This is a genomic window from Paenibacillus pseudetheri (assembly GCF_924513355.1).
GTDB lineage: Bacteria > Bacillota > Bacilli > Paenibacillales > Paenibacillaceae > Paenibacillus_AQ > Paenibacillus_AQ pseudetheri.
On the sequence record NZ_CAKMAB010000069.1, the window covers coordinates 1 to 19,969 of the forward strand.

The window sequence follows — 19,969 nt, forward strand, 5'->3', positions numbered from 1 at the left end:
AAACAAAGAGCAGCAATTCTCCAATGACGGGAGAATTGCTGCTCTGTTGACCTTTTGCGGTTTTGAAAATGAGAAGGGTCTGTCTCTATCGTTGAAAAACTACTTTTGGGACAGCCCCTTTTTTTGAGCTTGAGGTAGATACAGAAATACTAAATTAAGTTGTAAGGCGCAGTTAAATAAAGCATAATCCATTAACTCAATTTTGAACTAATTGGTTGGTATATTTGAAAAATGGGAATGTTTCGTATTTGGAGACGTCATAGAGATAGCGTTGAGTAGATGAGCCCCTAAAGAAAAACGGTATTAGATATAATTAAATGAAGGTATTTTAAAATTAAACTGCTACGAGTTATATCTTAAAGTTAGATATAAATAATTCTTTCCCAATGTTATTCTTCTTCTTTGAGTGAATGGTGTAGTACCAAGATTCTTGATTGTAAACAAAATTATCTGAACTGTATATTTCTCTAGTTATCTCATTATCATCGATTGTTAATAAAAACTTATGAGGTGTGCTTATCAGCAATTCAGCAAGTAATTGATGTTCATTAGGTGTCATCCCCACGGGATACAGTGAATTTCCTTTTACATAATACGGGGGATCAAGTATAAGCAATACATCATCGCCAGGTTTAGTAATTAATGTCGAATAATCTAAATTAGTTATCCTAGCGTTCTGTAGTTTTTCGGAGCAAAGTCTAATTCTGGAACAAATCATGTCTGGATTCCATCTACAATTAATTTTGTATTTTGATTCTTGCGTTAACCCTCCTATTGGATTAGCGGTGTAAATGCCAGAATAGTTTGTCCTATTAAAGAATAAAAATTGAAAAGCCTGAAATATTTTATCATTATCCGTAGCAGGATATTTTCGGAATTCTTTCCAGAGTTCTATAGTGGGGATTGTTCTTTGAACTATAGTGCATAGTTGCTCTGGAGAATCTTTAACTACAGAAAAGAAGTTATATATCTTATAGTCTTTGTCATTGATCCAATTTATAGTCGATAGTGGCTTGCCGAAAAAAATAGAGCCCCCTCCAAGAAAAGGCTCTCTAAATTCTTGATGCTGCGATAGAAAATAAGGACGTATACGATTCATAACCTTGCTCTTAGAACCTGGAAACCTTAAAGGCGATTTTATTGCTATTTTTGTTTTCATATAATACTCCCAATGTGGATGATTAGCCGTCTATTATTTTAACATAAATATCGTTGTTTGGCCATAAACGTAAATAATGAAGGATTATATGGAATGCTGTAGAATTATTAAAGAAACATAATATACTTCTGGGGTGTTAATTTATGATAGATGATGTAATAAGATTAATCGATAGAAATGGACCTATATCTTTTTTTCTAGGAGCGGGCTTTTCTTTAGGGAAATGGGATAACCAAAATGGAAAGAGAAATGGACTTGGCACAGGTGAAGAATTAGCGAAATTTTTAAAAACGAAAAATGAGGCGTTAAACACTATTTCTACAGATAATTTGATTGATGTTTCGGATGAGTATAGTTTTATGAATGATTCAGAATTTAGAGGAGAATTAGAAGAATATTTAGGACAAGGAACCATTCAGTCTTCACACAAATTGTTGGCAGATATAATCTTTGATCTAGATGAACCTAAAGACAGTGTTTTAACAGTGAATGTTGACGATCTATTGGAGCGTGCATATCGTGAACAGCATGGGAAAATTTTGAAAGTCGCCAAGAGATCTGATGATATTTACACAGGTGGAGAAAAGACCTATCTGAAATTACATGGTTGCATTAGTGAAATTGGCAGGGCGGTATTTACCACGAAGGATTTTATAACTGTTGAAGATAACAATCGTTTGTTTGATAAATTAAAGTCCATTTTTTCAGAAAGATCGATTGTTTTTATAGGCTTTGGAATGGCTGACATAGATATACTAAGAATGCTTTATAGAGTAAGGCCTGAAGGCGGATTTACTAAACCTCATTACTGGATTGTTCCTAAGTCGAAAAATTGGTCTTTGTACAGAGAGAGAAATTATACACGTGAATTTCATATCAACCACATTGATATGACCGCCGAGGACTTTTTGCAAAAATTAAATGATCACTTGAAAAAAAAAAAGCTCTTGAATCCTTAAAGAAGGATCTGGGGGATTATGGGTATGAAACTATATTGCCAGATTCTAAAGTAAAGGCACTTATTGAAAATGCTGCTACTCTTCCGCTTAATCTTCAGGCAACTCTGTTGTTTCAATGTGTGAAAATTGACAAGGGAAATCTGTGTAGGGTTTTTCATCAAAAGTTAGGAAACATTGAATTGTCACTAAAATGCATATTTGAATTTTTGTCAAATACTAGAGGACTAGCTCAAGAAATGAATCCAGATGATATCCCAATACAACTTGAACTAATTGATATTGAGAAATTTAGGCTTTTTTTGGAGTCTGTTAATCCTCAGAATATTTCTTTTGTAGCTGGAATTCTGTATAAGTTTGTCGATGATAAGGACGATATACTAGTGAAATATTTATTCGCTAATTTATCAGAAGAAATAGTTAATCCTAGAGTTGTTTCCATCCTAATTAATAATGAAATTGCTGCATTAACAGGAGTAATGTTAAATGAAAATAATTATGTTATTGATAAAATTCTATCGTATAACGGTGATCAATTTTATTTGTCTGAAAAGTTAGTTCGTTTTTTAAGTTTGAGATTAAAACAAAATAATGGAATGGTTCTGGAGGAGATCGTTGATTGCACATCAGAATATGAACCTATCATAAGACACTTGAATGCGCAGAATTTGGACATAATTGAAAGAAATAAAACAAATTGGAAACATGTATACCATGACCACCTGAACTCATCTAACACTAATTTTAGGATCCCAAGGAGATTCTCATCATATAGTTTAATAAATATGGATGGTCCAGTTAACGATAAGGTACTTATTGGGCAGGGGTTTTTGTTGTTTAATTCTGACTCCAAAACAACAATTTATCAATTGGATCGAAATAGTCAACATGAAATTTTCGATTACCAATATACTGTGCTTTCTAAAGACAAAATAATTGTTAGTAACGAATCTCTAATTTATATATATGACTCAAAAGGAAAAATGGATCATGTTGAATTGTTAGATAGCCCATTGGCAGCTGCACCAAAGACTATAAACAACATCGCATACTTTATTGATGTTGCTGGTGAATTCTATATCTATGACCTTTGCGCAAAAGAGTTTTTAAGAAGAGAGTCACTTGGTCACTTAGACACAATAGTAGATTATGTTGTAATTAATGAATACATAGTTTTAGCTACTAAGAAAATGTTAATGATAAAGACAGTTGATGATAAAAAGATGATTGCCTTTGAACCTGAGATTGAAATTTTTAGTATTATCGGAGGAGAAGGCGGATTTTTTGTAGCAGCAAATAATTGGATAAAGAGATTCGACATGAATGCTACTTTGCTTTCGAAGCATGACTTATATGTAAAACCGACGACTAATATTGTTATACTAGAAAATAATAAAATTGCGTTCGGTTATGAGAATAAGTTGCTTACTCTCTTATTTCAGGGAGTCAATGCTCAACAAGATGATATTGTTCAGTTTGAATCCAAAATTCTTGATCTTATAGTATGTGACAATACTATAACTGTTATTTGCGCAAACGGTGAGGTACTGAACATAACAGATGGTGGTTCTATAAAAATAGATATTGAATATAAATCAGTAAATCCAACACATGCAAGTTTGAGTGTAGGATCTGGAGTGCTTTGTATTTCTTCCCACGACAAACTATTAGTTTGTAAAATAGCTTAAGGACGTGACGTAACATGAGTTACTCATTTGAAATGTTTGATCTTTTTAATAATGTTGCTTTAGAAAGGGGATTGGAGCGAAATTTCATTAGTAAGATATTAAAAGATATAAAACCATCAGAGATTATCTCTAAGGGTAAAGTAGCATTTGGCCTAAAAGTGACTGGACTAAAGTTTCCTCTCGAATTTCATGTAGACAATAAAGGAAATATTTTTGAGTTGAAGGGAATAAATACTCGATATAAAACAACGTCCATTATAATAATTGGTATTCTTTTAGGGTGTGACTGGGAAACACAAACAAAGTTTTTAAATAACTATAAGTTAGAAAGTCAAATTGAGGAAGTTAAAGCAATCCTATTTAATAAAGATATTAATATTATCTTCTATATTGAAAACGATGATGGTCGTCTTACTTTCCAGAAAGAAGATGGTTATATAGAAATATTTTCAAAAAATAAAACCGAGTTCAAAAAAAAATTCGATAATTTTGAACTGGATATAAATGACTATCAGAAATTTGCCTCGAAATTTTTTAAAGTTCAATTTATTTCCAAAGGTAGAGATTTTGTAACCCAAGTTCACCATGAAGTACTGGAAAGTATAAAAGAAAGTTTTGATTATATTATAAAGAACAGTAGGGAAATCTTAAGTGAAACTATGACAAATAGGCCTAGAAAAATCTATTCTAAATCATTAAAAGAGTATGAGAACGATTTAACATTACTATCTTCATTAAGTAAGATTTTGAATGACTTTTATGAGAAATATCCTAATGTTGCAGACTTGAATTTATATGAATCATCAAATATGTATAAAGTTAATGAAGAAAAAATAGAATTCCTAAAAGGAAAGTTTCAGATGATATTGGATAAGGTTGAGCGATATAAAATAGAAATAGAAGGGCTTTTAGGAGGTGAGTTAATAGACGATGAACAACTTGTGAAATCACCTCACTATTGGAATGATCCTGTAAGAAGCTTAGATAAAATAATTGAATCCGTAGATGATTTGGATGGTTCGGACATTATCCCATTATATATAGAACTAAACAATGACTCTATTCATAACGTTAATAATATTGCGGAATTAAAAATATTATTAGATGCTCTTAATATTAAGCAAAAAAAAGCAGCTTTATATTTCGAGTTTAAGGAAAGTTATGAGAAGTATTTTGAATTGAAACGACAAATTAGATTCGAGGATGAAAATCTGAAGAATATTAATTCTGAAATTGTAAACCTACTTGCTATAAATCAAAAATATAAAGATACACCTAAAGCAGAATATGATTCAGAAGTCTTAGTTTCAAAAATAAAAAGTATTAAGATACTTATCGAGAAGGTAGGGTTAGATATAAAATATGAAGTATCAGAGTTATTAAATATTATTGAAAAGAAAATTAAAGAAAATATTTATATAATAAGCGAAATAAAAAATGCGTCTAGTAAAAGTGAATATATTCCATATGAAATCTTGAACTCGATATTATTTGACCTTAACTCCGTTAGAAGTCTACTTGTTTTGAAAAGCGGAAACGAAATTGATTTTGATAGCCAGATAAAAGAGACTGCAAAAGAATCTTATCTATTCTCTAAAGTAGTAAATTTATTTAATGAATTAATGAGAGAAAGATGCAAATACTATTACAAGGTAATTGAGGATTCTGTTGAAAGCGTAGAGCTGAGTTCTTATGAATTTGAAACAAGGATGTTAACCACTTTAGATGGTGATAAAATAAGTGCCAGATATGGTTTAAGTGGAGGGATAGACTCTGCTATGACAGTTAGAAGCTTGGCATCATCAGATAACAGCTCCATGTATGGAACTGTGCTTTTAGTTGATGAATGGGGAGACGTATCTGATAAATTAGCCAAAGAAGTTTATAAAACATTATCCAGTATTTCTAAGTTCAGCTTCGGGGTGTTTGTTGAAGTGTCAGAAGATGAACAAGCTAAGTTAGAATGTATAGAATAGGTAGGAGGAAATGATGAATATAAATTTGCTTCTGGATATATATGATCGTTGTAACGAACATTTGTTTAGACTTGACCCTCTACCCTGGAGTGACGAAAAAAGTATTACTAAAAATATTAATACATATACTAAGCGTAGGATCAGCGTTAGTGGTTTGAGGAAGATGATAAAGATGGATGAATCTTACGACTCCGCCGATTATGATGAGTTAATTAAAAGTCATATAATAGTTGAAGTTAATAATTCTGATTCATATGTTGTAATTACAGAATATGGGTTGCTCTACCTAAATATTATGCTAAAAGAACAAACGCTCGATCATTATACTGCTTTGAAAATTGCAAAGGATAACCTGATGAAAAGTTCTGCTGAAGTAATCAAGCGTAAATGTGAGACTGTATTTTCAATAGATATTAGTCCACAAGAGGCTATTTTATCATTATTCTTGCTGCTTAATGGAGCAGACTCATACTCTAATTCATTTCAATTATTAACCAACCAAAACGGCGAATATTTACATGGTAAAATTATTATAAATGAAATTAATAATATCTTTATGGAATTATGTGAAGATGAGCAAGAAATAATAATTAAAGATGAGAAAGAATTTAGAAATGTTATAGGAAGGAATGGAAAGAACGGAAGACTAGCGAAAGCTTTCCCTGGGATTTTTTTTAGGGAAGATCGAAGAATATGGTTTGAAATAAATAAAAATGAACCCAATGGGGCAAACCTGGTAATATTAAAGGGCATAATCAGTGAACTGACAAAACTTCTTTCGAAGGATATTGCTAAAGAAAGAGTGATGGTGAATTTAACTAATATAATTGAAAATTACATGATAAATAATCCCATAGAACCTTATATTCAGAAAGACATTTTTTCTGGAACAAACAAATTTAATCAATTAGTGGATTTACACATTGTAGTCAAGGACCTTAATGATTTTGAGGCACGGTAAGAAAACTTTATGAACAATTTATTATTGAGCAAATGCATTAGGCTAAACATTCAGTGTAATCTTAAAGAATGACAATGAGATTTTATTAGGGGTGGCCTATTCCATGAATGGGCTGCTTTTTTTGACATGGAAGATCTTAAATAAATCATTTCATGGGGAATTGTTTAGTTGATTGTCTTATTACCATAAGATGTGCTATTCACTCTCCCCCAACAACTCCCCAACAGAAACATCCAACGCTTTCGCTATTGCAACCACCTCATAATCCTGCACAAGCCTATATTGACCCTCCAATCTTGATAGACTGGTTGGGCTGATGTCTAAGCCGAAGGTTTGCAACCTGGCGAGGAAATCCTTTTGCTTCATTCGCTTAACTTTTCGAATAGCTATAACTCGGGTCCCGATGATGTTTTTGTCACCTGGGGGCTCTTTGCGATGTCTCATTTCCGTGTCACCTCACAATTTAACTAAATTGTATGCGAGGTAAGTATTGTTTTAATGCGAATATCGAATTAAAATAAAATAAACCGATAAACGCATTAAAATCTCTGCACATCGTCTACAGACATAGCTTTTCCAGGAAGGTGGGGTGCAATGCAACATCTGAAGCACAAATATGAGGAGGAAAAGCGAAAGCTGAATGTACTCGGACAGAAATCACTGGAGCAGGGAATTCCGTTAAGCAGTAATGAAGCGGTTCAGGCCCAGAGCCGTAAGGTGGACGAACTCATTAATCGTATGTATCAAGAAAAAGGAGGACATACAGCGTCATTTCGTTTGAACTTTTGTCTTGGAGGGGATGTGGTGGGCTTTCCGGCATGGTTTTTACAGACGATTCAAGGTCGATTGGATGAGGTGACCGCACAGATTGAACATCAATCCGAGCCTAGGCATGTTTTTGAAGAAGAGCGCAAAGCTTTTCAAGCGTTGTTTGACTCCGTGGACATTGCACGTATGCCAGAGTTTGAGCAATGGGAGGATAAGCTTCAATCGAAGCAAGCCGTTCTTTATGAACGTCTATATCTTCAAGGACTAAAGGATGGCATGCAGCTTGCAAATGCCTTTACTGCCCATTCAGTTCTCTCGGACTAAGACATGCCCTGTGGGTAGCGGAGAAGCACATAGGTATCTGAACCAAAGGGGATATACACATATCTTATCTTCGGGCTGTCAATGCGACAGTCTTTTTTCTTGTATATATATTTGCTGGACAGTCAAAAGTTCTGCACCACTAAGAAGCCAGCGAATCCTCGTCAAAATGGGACGTATCCTGCTTGGATTTAATTATTTTCGTTATAGGTAAATGCGGGTTTTGAGCAAACAGGCGAAAAATAGACTTGCGTGAATAAACGGCAATAGTGGCCTCGGACACCACATGGGAGATAGCGGAAAAACTGCCCCGGCGGCCGGCCTGGAAAACGCAAGGCGACCCACTGAAGGAGTCCCATCGCGATGCACTGGCACATCACGAATCCCTCGATCGCCTGGAGCGTCCGCTGAATCCCGATGCCGGTCTTGTTCGTTCGTTACCGCTTCGAACGGGTGGACTTCCTCTTTTTTCAGAAACCGGTTCAGCTTCGGCATGGACTTGCTCCAGAAGCGGTAGCCTAAGGCGCCGATGACCTGCTTAATTTCCCGAAACGTGCACCCGATCTTGAAGCGATAGCCGTACAAGCGAATGATGAGGGTTTGAGCTTAGGTATGATCAATCGCTCGGAAATAGGGTGAACGGCTTGTTGTAACCCATTCAGCGATTGGATCTCCTTTCTGGTGTTAAGAACCAAAGGATACCATACAATCGCCTGATTGGTTTGTTTTTCTATGCTACGAATTTCGACAAGAAATCTTCACTATTAAGATATATCATATATTCCATATTAATGTAAGTGAGGTTCATAGATTAGATTCGTCAGGTAAAATTATTGAGAATAAAAATAATTTTAGTACTATGGCTACTTCACCAGGTGATGCTAGACTAGTTACAAATGTTTTGTATACCCAAGCATTCACTTACTCAACTAGTAGTGGAGAACTAACCAATATGGTTAATAAATTGGTAGAGATTGGATTGGCCTTAAGTCATCCGTATGTCGGGACATTTATGACAACCATGGGTTTTTTCATTAGTCCTAATGAATATCAAAGTTATAATAATACATCTGTAACTATCATACATGATGGTGCTATCACTCAAAAGATTGTTGAAGTTTATCAATGGAATGGATTCCAATACATTTGGGCGCCAATGCTTACAACACAGAAAAAGAACACCTATGCTTCTGTTTACTCCGTTAGCTGGAAAGGCAATGTTAGAACCACATCAGAATCTAAATCTATAGGACTTGTATCGGGACAAGCCGCACCTAATTTTTATAATTCTGATGCAAGTTTAACTTCTTTAGGTAAAAATACAACTTCCCCATTGTTTTATAGTTATGTTCCTGGTACTCTTGTATGGGTACCAAGTGTTTCCTTACCATTTTAAATTCTTAAAAGGACAGAGCAACAAGACTCTGTCCTTTTTTTCTATATAAGTTCAACTAAGGATTTTAGACTCAGTGAGTTTCTTGAAGGAAGATTCCATGCGGACGCATAGACGGTCAATGATGGCCCATTTTTTTTAGAAATCTCATCCATAAAGACCTTCACATTCTTGCGAATATCAACTAACGTATGATAAAACACATTATTGATTACATCGGATTTCAGCCATTTCCAAAGTCCTTCCACAATATTAAATTAGGGGCTATAGGGAGGCAAAAAGGCAAATTCCAACCGATCTTTCTGTTCTTGCAGAAAAGGTTCCAGTAATTTTGCATGATGAATGCGGGCATTGTCCAGCACCATCACGATCTTGATTGTAGGGTAGTGGTCAAGAACAGCATTCAGAAAAGCTAAAAACGTTTCAGCTTTGTACTGCTCATCTTCTTGCCATACCACTTCACCCGTTACGTAATCGACCGTCGACCGTCGCCAGCAGTTTCACGCCGCAATGTTTCCTTGTGGTGGAAATCATTCGTTGCTTGCCTTTCTCGAACCAAGTGTGCTGCAAGGCTTGATAATCCCGGATCATGCTTTCGTCTTCAAACAATAAGTGATGGATCTCGTCATTCATCAGTCTTTTTTAACTGGGGAAATTGTTCGTCGACAAGCCTCTTTTGCTTGGCTTCATCAGCGGCTTCCAGCGTGTACGTTGGTTTGGTATATCGTATGTCCAGTCGGTGCAACAGTTTGGCCATGCCGGCAATGGTGTAGCATCGTTCGAACTCACGCTTCGCATAAACAGCAGCTAGAGCTAGTGTCCAATTGTGCTTAGAAGGAAAGCCAACTTTATGCGGAAGATTCGTGATGATAATCTGCTTGAGTTGTGGTTAACTGCTCAGGTGCTCCTGTAGAGACACCCATAACCAAACCATCCAACCCTTTATTTTGATAGGATTTGATGTAAGTGCTTACCGTTACAGGATTTCTAAGAATGATCTCTGCAATTTCGAACACCGACATTTGTTTTACCGCATGCAAATAAATCGTCTGATAACGTTCATATATTGGCGATTTTCCTCTTGCCTCAACCGCTTTTCCATTCCTGTTGATCTCTACTGATTGGATTTCCATAATCTTCACTCGTCTCGTTTGTTCTCCTTATCTATTCGACGTATGAAACGGTAATCCATTCCATGATTCGAGAATCTTTAGTTAAACTTATATAGTATACGAGGAGGGGTTTGATGAAGAAGTATTTTTTATTAGGTTTTATCGTAATTGCTATAGTACTATATTTTATTTTTGGGGGCTGGACAATAAGCGATAAAATTAATATTACTTCTCCTGCTTATATATATAGTCTTGATGGTCGTACTTCCGAAAAAATCAATGTAGAACTAATGGGTGATTTTAATCATAAAGATAATGGTTTTCGAGGATCAATGAAAATTGGCAACATTAATTATTCCACCGTACTATTTGTTCCCGGGTTAAATTTAAATTCATATAATGGAAAAGAAAAGACGATTTTAGGACGGATTTTCTATGATAATAAAAGCCATCAATATAGCGTATTATTAAACAAGGAACTCAGTGATTCCCTTAATATCCAATATGATCCTAAAAATACATTAATCATCAGTTCTCCTGCAACAAATTACGATCAGGCTAAGCAAATTCATCAAAATTTAAATAAATGATTCTAATTATGTACTTGACGGTCAAAAGTTCTTGTCGAAAAATTGTCGCATAGAAAAATAACCCAATCGAGCGAATTATGGTATCCTTTAATTCTCACAAGAAAGGAATAATCGCCAAATGGGTTACAACAAGCAGTTTACCCCATTTCCGAGCGATTGACCATACCTATGCTCAAAACTTTGAATGAACTTTTACTGCCCTTCCGTTCTTGTTTCTCCAGACAAGCCACGTTCGAGTGGTTTGTCGTTATCGTCGTTGGCTTTATGCTGCGCTCCGACCATCTCGGTGTAACTTCGGTCATTCGGGATCTCTCCCTGAGTGGCCGCTGTTATGAAACGCTCCTTCACTTCTTCCGTTCTTCCGCCTGGTCTCTGCCCTCTTTACGGCAGATGTGGCTTCAGGTCGTTCGACGGTCTGCGCCTCTGCTGGTGATTCAGGATCGTGTCGTCCTTGTCGGCGACGGGATGAAAGAGGCCAAGGAAGGTCGCCGGATGCCCGGCGTCAAGAAGCTTCACCAGGAATCCGAAAACGTCTCCAAGGGCGAATATATTTTCGGCCATCTGTTTGGAGCCATCGGCATTCTGGTTGGTGATTCCCGAAAATGGTTCTGTTTGCCCTTGTTCATGAATCTGCAAGACGGCATCCAAACCATCCTGGGCTGGAAGCAAACAGACGCTGAGCCAGAGAGGCCCTCCCATGTCGTTCAGATGATCGAACAAGGCTTTGAGGCCGCGAAGGGCTTCGGCCAAGCGTTGCTGCTCTTGGATCGGTATTTCTTATCGGTTCCAGCCTTACAGCGGCTGCAAGCGTGCCATTCAGGTTCCGAAGCCCGGATGCATCTAGTGACGAAAGCCAAGTCCAATGTGGTGGCCTACGAACGCCCTCCTGCCAAGAAACCCGGACGGGGCCGCCCCCCGAAAAAAGGTGAATCGGTCAAACTGAAGGAACTCTTCTCGACTCGTGCTGCCGATTTTCAAACCGCCATCGTTCCCCTGTACGGTAAGGAAGAGACGGTTGAATTTCTCTGTCTGGATCTGCTTTGGGGGCAGGGTTGGTATCAGGAATTGCGTTTTGTGCTGGTGATTCATCAGGGCCGCTACTCCATTCTGGCCAGTACGGATCTCACGCTTTCGGCTACAGATATCATTCGCTTGTACGGTTATCGCTTCAAAATCGAGTGTACGTTCCGGGAAATGAAACAGGTCATCGGAGCTTTCGGCTACCGTTTCTGGAGCAAGTCCATGCCGAAGCTGAACCGCTTTCTGAAGAAAGAGGAAGCCCACCCGCTCGAAGCAGTACAAGACGAACAGGATCGGCGCCGGATTGAACAAACGATTCAAGCGATCGAAGGTTTTGTTATGTGCCAGTGCATCGCGATGGGACTGCTGCAATTGATCGCCTTGCGCTTTTCAAGCCGGACGCCAGCGTTGTTTTTCCGCTATTTGCGTACGCCTTCCCATGCCGTGGTGTCCGAGGCTACCGTTGCCGCTTATTTACGCAAGTCTATTTTTCGGCTGTTTGTTCAAAATCCTCACTTATCCATAACGAAGATAATTAAATCCAAGCAGAATACATCCAATATTGACGAGGATTCGCTGGCTTCTTAGAAGTTTAGAACTTTTTACTGTCCAGATATTTGGAATTTTTGTTTTTTTAGATGCTGTTCATCCAAAAAGAGGGCAGACCTCCATTCATGACTTTAATAAAGGGATATCTTCCCATATTGTCGAATAACCATACATATTGTAAATCTAGATCAGACGAGGTTTTGCTATGTTTAAAGCGCTATTGTCTCTCTTTAAAAAATCCGACACTAAGCCACCACAGCCTGTGCGAAGTGCACAAGCTTCCAAGTCGAGACCAAAGGTTGCTTCCACACGAATTGGAGAGCTAGGCGAACATAAAATCAATATCCAACTTGATCAACTACCTAAGGAGTGTAAATCGTTAAGCGATCTAATGCTCTCTAATCCCAAGTCTCGAACAGGCTACACTCAGATTGATCATGTTGTTATTTCCCCGTATTGCTTATTTGTCATTGAGACGAAAAACTACAATGGAGAAATTAAAGGTGGGCGAACGGATCAACAATGGTCAGTGAGCAATCGTTACAAGATGTATAATCCGCTGAAGCAAAACTATGGACATATAAAGGCCATCGAGAGCCTGATACAAGGTATAGCTGCAGTGAAATTTATCTCTATGGTTTCATTCACGATGAGATGTCGGTTCAGTATTGATCCGGATCTTCGGAAAATCCACTCGGACGAACTGGTTGTCTATGATGTGGAACTAAGTGAGTTTATCTCTAGGAAGCTGATCAGTTTAAAAACAGGAACTCCTGAACCTTCTATCTCTACGGCGGAAATACAAACGATTTATGAGCATTTGCTTCAGGCCAATATAACCGATGCGGAGATTCGCAAGCTTCATGTACAGAGAATAAAGGGGAAGAACTAGAAATACCTGTGAGTTACCTATCATTGTACTAAGGGAGTTAACATAAATGATCAAACAACTACGAAGCTGGTGGAAGGATACAGAGATCCCTAACTTAATCGGTCGGAAAAAGGTTGACTTTTCCATTTTTCGTGACGGTACTCATATTCCTGTTGAGTTTCATCCGGATTTTTTGGAAGCTAATCAAGGTCAACAGCCTAGTTTAGGTGAAGGGCGAAAAGTTAAGCTGGTCCATGAAGATCGGAACTATGAAGCCACATTATTTAAAATTGATCAAGTATCTGCTGGTCGGGAAGCTCTTCAACTCCGTTATAACGGAAATCAAACGTTGAAGAATTTGTTAATTGAAACCTTCTCGCATTCCTATTCCTACATTATGCAAGAGAGAACGAACCAACAAGCAGATGATGCGAAGAGACCTCAGGTTGTTGTTCCTGAAGATCAAGCTGAATACATAGATTTCTTTGCCACAGGAGTTCCTTTCGAATACCGTTTAGAGTTTATACCGTTTAAGTCGAAGCCTAATGTTTGGTGGGTGAATCAGGGGACGACTATTCAAGCGGAGAAGGAAGAGGGGATTCTGTGGGCGCCCTTACTGAATTCGCAAGGCCGAAAGCTATATCATTGGGAGACGATGAAGGAAGTTAAACAAGGAGATATCATCCTCCATTATTCAAATAAAGCTATTCGTTATGTAAGCCAGGTAACAGAGGCGGCGGTGGAAGCACCCAAACCAGGCTCTATGGCCAATACGAACTGGCAAGAGGATGGTCGTTTGGTTCGAACAGAGTATGTGGAGCTCACCCCACCCATTATGCTACAACAGTTTAATCAGCAAATTATGCAAGTGAACTTAACCCAAGGTCCGCTTCATTCTGGAGGCGGAGTTAATCAAGGATATCTGTTTCGCTTTTCAAGTCAAGGACTTCAAGTGCTTCAATCGCTAACTGCAGAGGTCACTTGGCCTGATTTTACCATTCTAGATCAAGATGAGGCTGCCTCCAATATGGAGAACGCGCATGAGGTGATCCCTATTTTACCACCGACAGATTCTACGATTACAACATTACTCCACCAAATCCAATCCCACATCCGTCGCAAAGGTTTCTTCTTCCCTGAGCACCTTATTGAAAACTTTTACCTCTCGCTAAAGACTAAGCCTTTTGTCATCCTGGCGGGGATATCGGGTACAGGGAAGACTCGGTTGGTGAAGCTGTTTGCAGAGGCTCTTGGTGCAACGGGAAATAACGGCCAGTTTACCTTGATCCCAGTGCGTCCAGATTGGAGTGATCCTGCGGATCTGTTGGGATACAAGGATCTTTCGGGCAGGTTCAAACCGGGTCCGCTCACGGAAGTATTAGTAGAGGCACGGAAACTGGAGAATCAGCATAAGCCTTATTTTATCTGCATGGATGAGATGAATCTGGCGCGGGTAGAGCATTATTTCAGTGACCTGCTAAGTGTGCTGGAAACACAGGACTGGCAGGAGGGAAAGATCCAGACACAGGATCTCATATCTTCTACCATGCTGGATACGTCTGAGGATCAAGTGAAGTTTGGCAGCCTTGGTATCCCGGAGAATGTGTTCTTAATCGGGACTGTGAACATGGACGAAACGACACATCCTTTTAGCAAAAAGGTACTGGACCGAGCCAACACACTAGAATTTAATTACATTAATCTGCAACAGTATCCGGATTTCAATGAGCAGGTAGAGACCAATGATAACTCTGACGCTGCCGAACTAAATCATCTTTTTCTGCGCTCCGATTATTTGCAGCTAGTGGATGCCTATGATACCAATAAAGAACTCGTTGTCCGGACGACAGAGAGATTGGTTAAGATCAATGCTTTACTTGAGGACATCCACGCTCATGTGGGCTTTCGGGTACGGGATGCGATTTGCTTCTATATGATCTATAACGAACGGTACAAGCTGATGAGTGAGGAAGAAGCTTTTGACTGGCAACTGCTGCAAAAGATACTACCACGTATTCAAGGAAGTCATTCTTCGGTTCGCCGGGTATTATTGAAATTGATGAAAGGGGCTCTTGGTACCGGATCTGGTGTGACGGTAAATATTGAAGATCTTATGGACAATGATGCTTCTCCACTCTACCTGAAATGGGCTGCTGGACAAACTCTCCCTACAGCCAAACATCCACAAAGTGCGCGTAAATTGGCTTTTATGCTTAGGAGGCTGGAGGAAGATGGATTCACCTCATACTGGCTTTCTTAATCAGGCGGTAGAATTGCTCCGTGTAGAAACGGAGCTTTTTACGCTTTTTCTGCAAGGACGGCCATATCATCCTACTGTGGAGACCTTGCAGCTTCATCGTTCTTCTAGTCAGGAGTGGGTAAATGCTCAGTTTGGGATTACATGCTCCGAACGGCTTGGTAATGTTAAGATTAAAGTGTTTTCTCCTGAAGCTCACGGGATGGTGGACTGGCAGCCGGGGGAGTCTGTTTTTCCTTGTTTTTATGAGACACAGTCGTATGAGCTGGTGATCCAGAGGAAGACCGCTGCTAACCTCTCTTTTTATCATGAAAATGTGCTACTTCGGCAGGCAATTAAGCCCCTAGGTGAGTCTATTCTTGCGGGTGTGCTGAACTTTGGGAATGAGGTCGGTTTGACGGAATGGGAGATCCGCAGTTCAGGACAGGCTTTGCTGCGGGTAGAGATGGAGATCTTCCCCTCTAAAATGGATTACAAGCTGGATTACCAGAATATTTTAAATGAAGTGAATGAGCAGATTTATAACTTGGCTTTTGATTTTTTGCGCAAAACCTACCAACTAACAGGCTTGCGGGAGACGCAGCATCAGAGCCTGACGGAGTTTTTCACCATACTTCAGCATGTGTTTAGACAGCTCTTGGATGCCGTTGAGCGGATTAACAAGAATCCCAATTACGCTCTGCTTCAGGACTGCCGACTAGTAGATGCCAATCGGGTCAAAAAGGCAGGAAGAGAGAACATCCGCGAGCTCGCGAAGCATCCTGAACGATTAAGAGAAGACATGAACCATGGATTCTTGAGCATCGGCAGCCGAAATTACACAGCCACACATTTAATGGAGACACGAAGACGCCTCGCCTACGATACTAATGAGAACCGGTTCATCCGCTGGATGCTGGAACGCATTCATGGAAAGCTGAAAGAGCTCAAGAGTCGCTGGAAGATAAAAAACCGAACCCCAGATCCATTACTTATAAAAAGGTTAGACACCATGCTCACTCAACTAGAGCGGGTGCTCAAGATGGATTTTTTGCGTGAGGTTGGAGTACTGAGGCAGATGTCCGTTACGCTGGTGCTGCAAATGGCCCCTGGCTACCGCGAAGTCTATCGCTGTTATCTCATGCTGCTCAAAGGCTTGTCGATCCAAGGCGACCTGCTGCGCCTATCTATGAAGGATGTCGCGCAGCTCTATGAATACTGGTGCTTCCTCAAGTTGAATCAGCTCCTGGGGCAGAAGTATAAACTGGTGAAGCAGGATATTATTAAGGTGAATCGGAACGGTATTTTTGTTACGCTTGACCGCTCGCAGAGCGCTAAGATGGTGTACGAGAATCCAGTTAACGGGGAGCAGTTCATCCTGTATTATAATACGATTCCTGGCTCGGATAAGACACCGACACTCAATCAGCGTCCGGATAATGTACTGACACTCAAGAAGAAGGATGCTGGCAAAATCAAAGAGTATAAGTATGTCTTCGATGCAAAGTACCGGTTAAATCCTGCTTATGAGTTGACTTCCTATCATCAGAAATATGGACAACCTGGACCTGAAGAGGATGACATCAACACGATGCACCGTTACCGGGACGCCATAGTGTATCAGGAGAAAGACTCGGGGGAATACGAACGAAGCATGTTCGGTGCCTATGTGTTATTTCCCTATCCGGATGAGGAGCGGTATAAGACACACCAGTTCTACAAAAGCATCGAGCTATTGAATATTGGCGCTTTGCCGTTCCTACCGAATTCTACAAGCCTGGTAGAGAAATTCTTGGATGAGATTATTCAGGATAGTCCGGAAAAAGCATACGAGCGTTCCACCCGTCCACGCGGGACGAAAGAATACTATGCCAACCAGCTGGCGGGCAAAAATGTGCTTGTTGGTTCTGTCCGGGGACCCAAACAAGTCGAGGTGGCGAGGCAGCATTCTTTTTACCATGTACCTTTGAAGAACCTTGCAAGCCAGAAGATAATAACCCAAATCGAATATGTAGCCATGTGCCAATCGAGAAGGAAATTCTTCGATCCTGCAAAGACAGGGATTCATTGGGTGGGTAAAGTGGTAGATTGGGAAGTGGTGAAACGGAAGGAAATAAAGGAGATTGTCCCTGAGCCTCATAAGGAAGAGAGAGATTATGTTAGATTTACAGTCGAGGAATGGATACCTTTAAAGCCTCACATTGCTTTAGGGGGACAGGGAATAAATACAGTCCTTTATACAAGCAAATATGTCCTAGACCGAGCGCTAGAAATCGCGGAGCTTCGCTTAGAAACGGAGGAAGATCTTCGTGAATGGCGTGAGAAGCGCCGAAAGGGCAGAGTGAAGGTGAAGGTGGATCATGAGCAGTTTGTGGATTTAGGGAAGGTTGTGGAAGTTCGGAATATTTAAAGTTAGTGAAAATGAAGTAAGGTTATTGTCCTGCTAATCTATCAAGCATCCCGCTGGATAATGGCAGGATTTTTAAATTGGGCAAATACAAAACATCCTGTTAATAGACGGTACTTGGAATGAACATGTTATGATAACAGTTTGCCCCACACATATATCCACCCCGCAACTCAAGTATCGCCGCTTTCGCAGACTGTGATCTTTCACCCGTTTCCCACCATCCCACAATAATCAAAACATTTGTTAATGGTTTGGGCTTTTCTACGTATTAACTTATGTAAGTTTCTTCACAACAAATTGCGCAATTTGTTTAGCTTTTCGATGAAGGTGAGGTGGAAGGAGGGTGAAGATGGAAGTTATCCAGGGTACTGCGGACCGTTACAAGAATATCGAAAGATCACGTGATACCATGATGTCAAAAGAGGAATTTACCCGGATGTACGATACGTACTACAAACGTGTTTACAAATATATTAGTTATCGTATTAATAACCACCACGTGTCGGAGGACATTTGCAGTCAGGTGTTTGAGACGGTGATGTGCAAGTATTACAGCTTTTCAGAAGAAAAATCGAATTTTGAGGTTTGGCTGTTTGCCATTGTAAGGAACGCTGTGACGGATTACTTCCGGGGGCAGAAGAAAAGAAGCTACACCTCACTAGATTCTTTGCTGGAGCTCATATTTCCCAAGCCGTCTCCGGAGGAATTGGCGATTCGTGAGGATAATAATCAAGCACTGTTCAAGGCGCTCTCCAAGCTGCGTGAGAAGGAACGTAATATCATTGCAATGAAATATGGGGCTGGGCTGAAAAATTCCGAAGTCGCACAGATCATGGGAGTCAGTGAGTCCAATATTGGTGTCGTTTTGCATAGAAGTCTGAAGAAACTGCATATTTCCTTAAAAGCAGGAGGATTCAACCATGAATAAAAAAAATGATGATCTCACAAAATTCAGCAAAACCATAGAGCTGCTTGAGAATGTTGAACAGGATAACACTGCCGCCAAGGAAAGAATTTATAACCGTTTAGTATACAAGCTGGACCACGGAGCTCTTGAACCCAAATCAGAGAAAAAGGACGGGATAAGGATGAAAAAAAGCAGCTGGAGAAATGCAATAGTGATTGGTAGTGCAGTCATTTGTCTGGGTGGAGCATTCTCTGCAACCTCCTATGCACAGGAAATGTTCCAATCGATCATGGCAAAGTTTGAAGTGGGAAATCTCGAAATCACGCAATACGATAAGGAAATCCCTTCGGCTGCACAGTCCATGACTCCATCTGAAGAGGGTAAAGGCGGGGAGAATGTTGCCATTGAATTGCCGGTTGCAGCTAAGTTGAGCCTGGATGAAGCACGTGCGGAGCTTGGAATGAACTTCCCGGCACCCACCTGGATGGCAGACTATGCGTTTGTGAATGTGGTTCTTCAGGGGACCAGCATGGTTGAAGTGCAGTATAACTCCGGGGATAAAGCTGTTAATTTCCTAATCTCCAAGGGCGGCGACAATGGGATCAGCACTACAGAAGAAGTGAAGACAGAAGTAATCAACGGAACTAAGGTTTATTTTGCAAATGGAATTGTGATTTGGGAAAAAGATGGCTATACCGTTGAACTTTACGCTCAAGAAGACTTTGACCAAGCTACACTTGGGAAGATCATCGGCAGTTTTAGCATCGGCGCTCCTGTACAGTCCTTAGGGACTGAAGAAGTGAAAGAGAATTTGCAGAAGAATGAAGGGGGAGTTGCAGCTCCAGCTTCGGTTCCGGTTGTAGATTCAAAATAAGATGGTCTACTTAGGGTAGAGATGCCCATAGATACACTTAAGGAAGACGCGAGGGGATTTGATATGCTCCCATCATAGTAGACAGTAGAAAAAACAAAAATTTCTACTGCTACAATGATGGGAGTTTTTCTAATGTCTAAAAGAAGTCCAGCCTCTTTAAAAGTAAAATTACATGTCG

General features: G+C 39.7%; 15 protein-coding genes and 1 pseudogene. 13 read left to right on the forward strand and 3 right to left on the reverse strand.

What is annotated here, in order from left to right:
* Window positions 1-349: 349 nt before the first annotated feature.
* Window positions 350-1,159 carry a DNA adenine methylase gene (locus L1028_RS30210; protein ID WP_234541839.1) on the reverse strand — a complete coding sequence of 270 codons (810 nt, stop codon included), beginning with the start codon at window positions 1,157-1,159 and terminating at the stop codon, window positions 350-352.
* Window positions 1,160-1,302: 143 nt separating this feature from the next.
* On the opposite strand from L1028_RS30210, the gene L1028_RS30215 reads away from it, so the two are divergent.
* The 4 genes from L1028_RS30215 to L1028_RS30230 are packed head-to-tail and all read left to right on the forward strand — an operon-like array spanning window position 1,303 to window position 6,740.
* Window positions 1,303-2,118 carry an SIR2 family NAD-dependent protein deacylase gene (locus L1028_RS30215; RefSeq protein WP_234541840.1) on the forward strand — a complete coding sequence of 272 codons (816 nt, stop codon included), beginning with the start codon at window positions 1,303-1,305 and terminating at the stop codon, window positions 2,116-2,118.
* Between the two features lie 35 nt (window positions 2,119-2,153).
* Window positions 2,154-3,803 (forward strand): hypothetical protein, encoded by a 1,650-nt coding sequence (locus L1028_RS30220; RefSeq protein WP_234541841.1) that lies wholly within the window; start codon window positions 2,154-2,156, stop codon window positions 3,801-3,803.
* Window positions 3,804-3,817: 14 nt separating this feature from the next.
* Entirely contained in the window at window positions 3,818-5,779 is a 1,962-nt protein-coding gene (locus L1028_RS30225) for a hypothetical protein (RefSeq protein ID WP_234541842.1), read from the forward strand.
* Between the two features lie 10 nt (window positions 5,780-5,789).
* A complete protein-coding gene (locus L1028_RS30230) occupies window positions 5,790-6,740 on the forward strand; it encodes a hypothetical protein (protein WP_234541843.1) in 951 nt (316 codons plus the stop codon).
* Between the two features lie 195 nt (window positions 6,741-6,935).
* Here L1028_RS30230 and L1028_RS30235 read toward each other — a convergent pair whose 3' ends face one another.
* Entirely contained in the window at window positions 6,936-7,184 is a 249-nt protein-coding gene (locus L1028_RS30235; protein WP_234541844.1) for a helix-turn-helix domain-containing protein, read from the reverse strand.
* Between the two features lie 150 nt (window positions 7,185-7,334).
* Here L1028_RS30235 and L1028_RS30240 point away from each other — a divergent pair, with 150 nt between their 5' ends.
* Entirely contained in the window at window positions 7,335-7,832 is a 498-nt protein-coding gene (locus L1028_RS30240) for a hypothetical protein (RefSeq protein ID WP_234541845.1), read from the forward strand.
* Window positions 7,833-8,688: 856 nt separating this feature from the next.
* Window positions 8,689-9,225, forward strand: coding sequence for a hypothetical protein (locus tag L1028_RS30245; RefSeq protein ID WP_234541847.1), 537 nt, complete (start codon window positions 8,689-8,691; stop codon window positions 9,223-9,225).
* Between the two features lie 51 nt (window positions 9,226-9,276).
* Here L1028_RS30245 and L1028_RS31830 read toward each other — a convergent pair.
* A pseudogene (locus tag L1028_RS31830) lies at window positions 9,277-10,358 on the reverse strand (IS630 family transposase).
* A gap of 110 nt (window positions 10,359-10,468) precedes the next feature.
* Here L1028_RS31830 and L1028_RS30265 point away from each other — a divergent pair.
* The 7 genes from L1028_RS30265 (at window position 10,469) to L1028_RS30295 (ending at window position 19,791) form a co-directional block, all read left to right on the forward strand.
* Entirely contained in the window at window positions 10,469-10,924 is a 456-nt protein-coding gene (locus L1028_RS30265; protein ID WP_234541850.1) for a hypothetical protein, read from the forward strand.
* Window positions 10,925-11,104: 180 nt separating this feature from the next.
* Window positions 11,105-12,532, forward strand: coding sequence for a transposase (locus tag L1028_RS30270; protein WP_234541851.1), 1,428 nt, complete (start codon window positions 11,105-11,107; stop codon window positions 12,530-12,532).
* A 166-nt stretch (window positions 12,533-12,698) separates the two neighbouring features.
* A complete protein-coding gene (locus tag L1028_RS30275) occupies window positions 12,699-13,385 on the forward strand; it encodes a nuclease-related domain-containing protein (RefSeq protein ID WP_234541852.1) in 687 nt (228 codons plus the stop codon).
* A gap of 46 nt (window positions 13,386-13,431) precedes the next feature.
* The gene (locus tag L1028_RS30280; protein WP_234541853.1) at window positions 13,432-15,624 is read left to right on the forward strand and encodes an McrB family protein; all 2,193 of its coding nucleotides are present in this window, start codon (window positions 13,432-13,434) and stop codon (window positions 15,622-15,624) included.
* On the forward strand, window positions 15,596-18,010 hold the full coding sequence (locus L1028_RS30285; protein WP_234541855.1) for a restriction endonuclease-like protein: 2,415 nt from the start codon (window positions 15,596-15,598) through the stop codon (window positions 18,008-18,010). The genes L1028_RS30280 and L1028_RS30285 overlap by 29 nt, the downstream gene beginning before the upstream one ends.
* Window positions 18,011-18,359: 349 nt before the next feature.
* Window positions 18,360-18,938 (forward strand): sigma-70 family RNA polymerase sigma factor, encoded by a 579-nt coding sequence (locus L1028_RS30290; protein ID WP_234541857.1) that lies wholly within the window; start codon window positions 18,360-18,362, stop codon window positions 18,936-18,938.
* Entirely contained in the window at window positions 18,931-19,791 is an 861-nt protein-coding gene (locus tag L1028_RS30295) for a hypothetical protein (RefSeq protein ID WP_234541858.1), read from the forward strand. The genes L1028_RS30290 and L1028_RS30295 overlap by 8 nt, the downstream gene beginning before the upstream one ends.
* Window positions 19,792-19,969 lie beyond the last annotated feature (178 nt).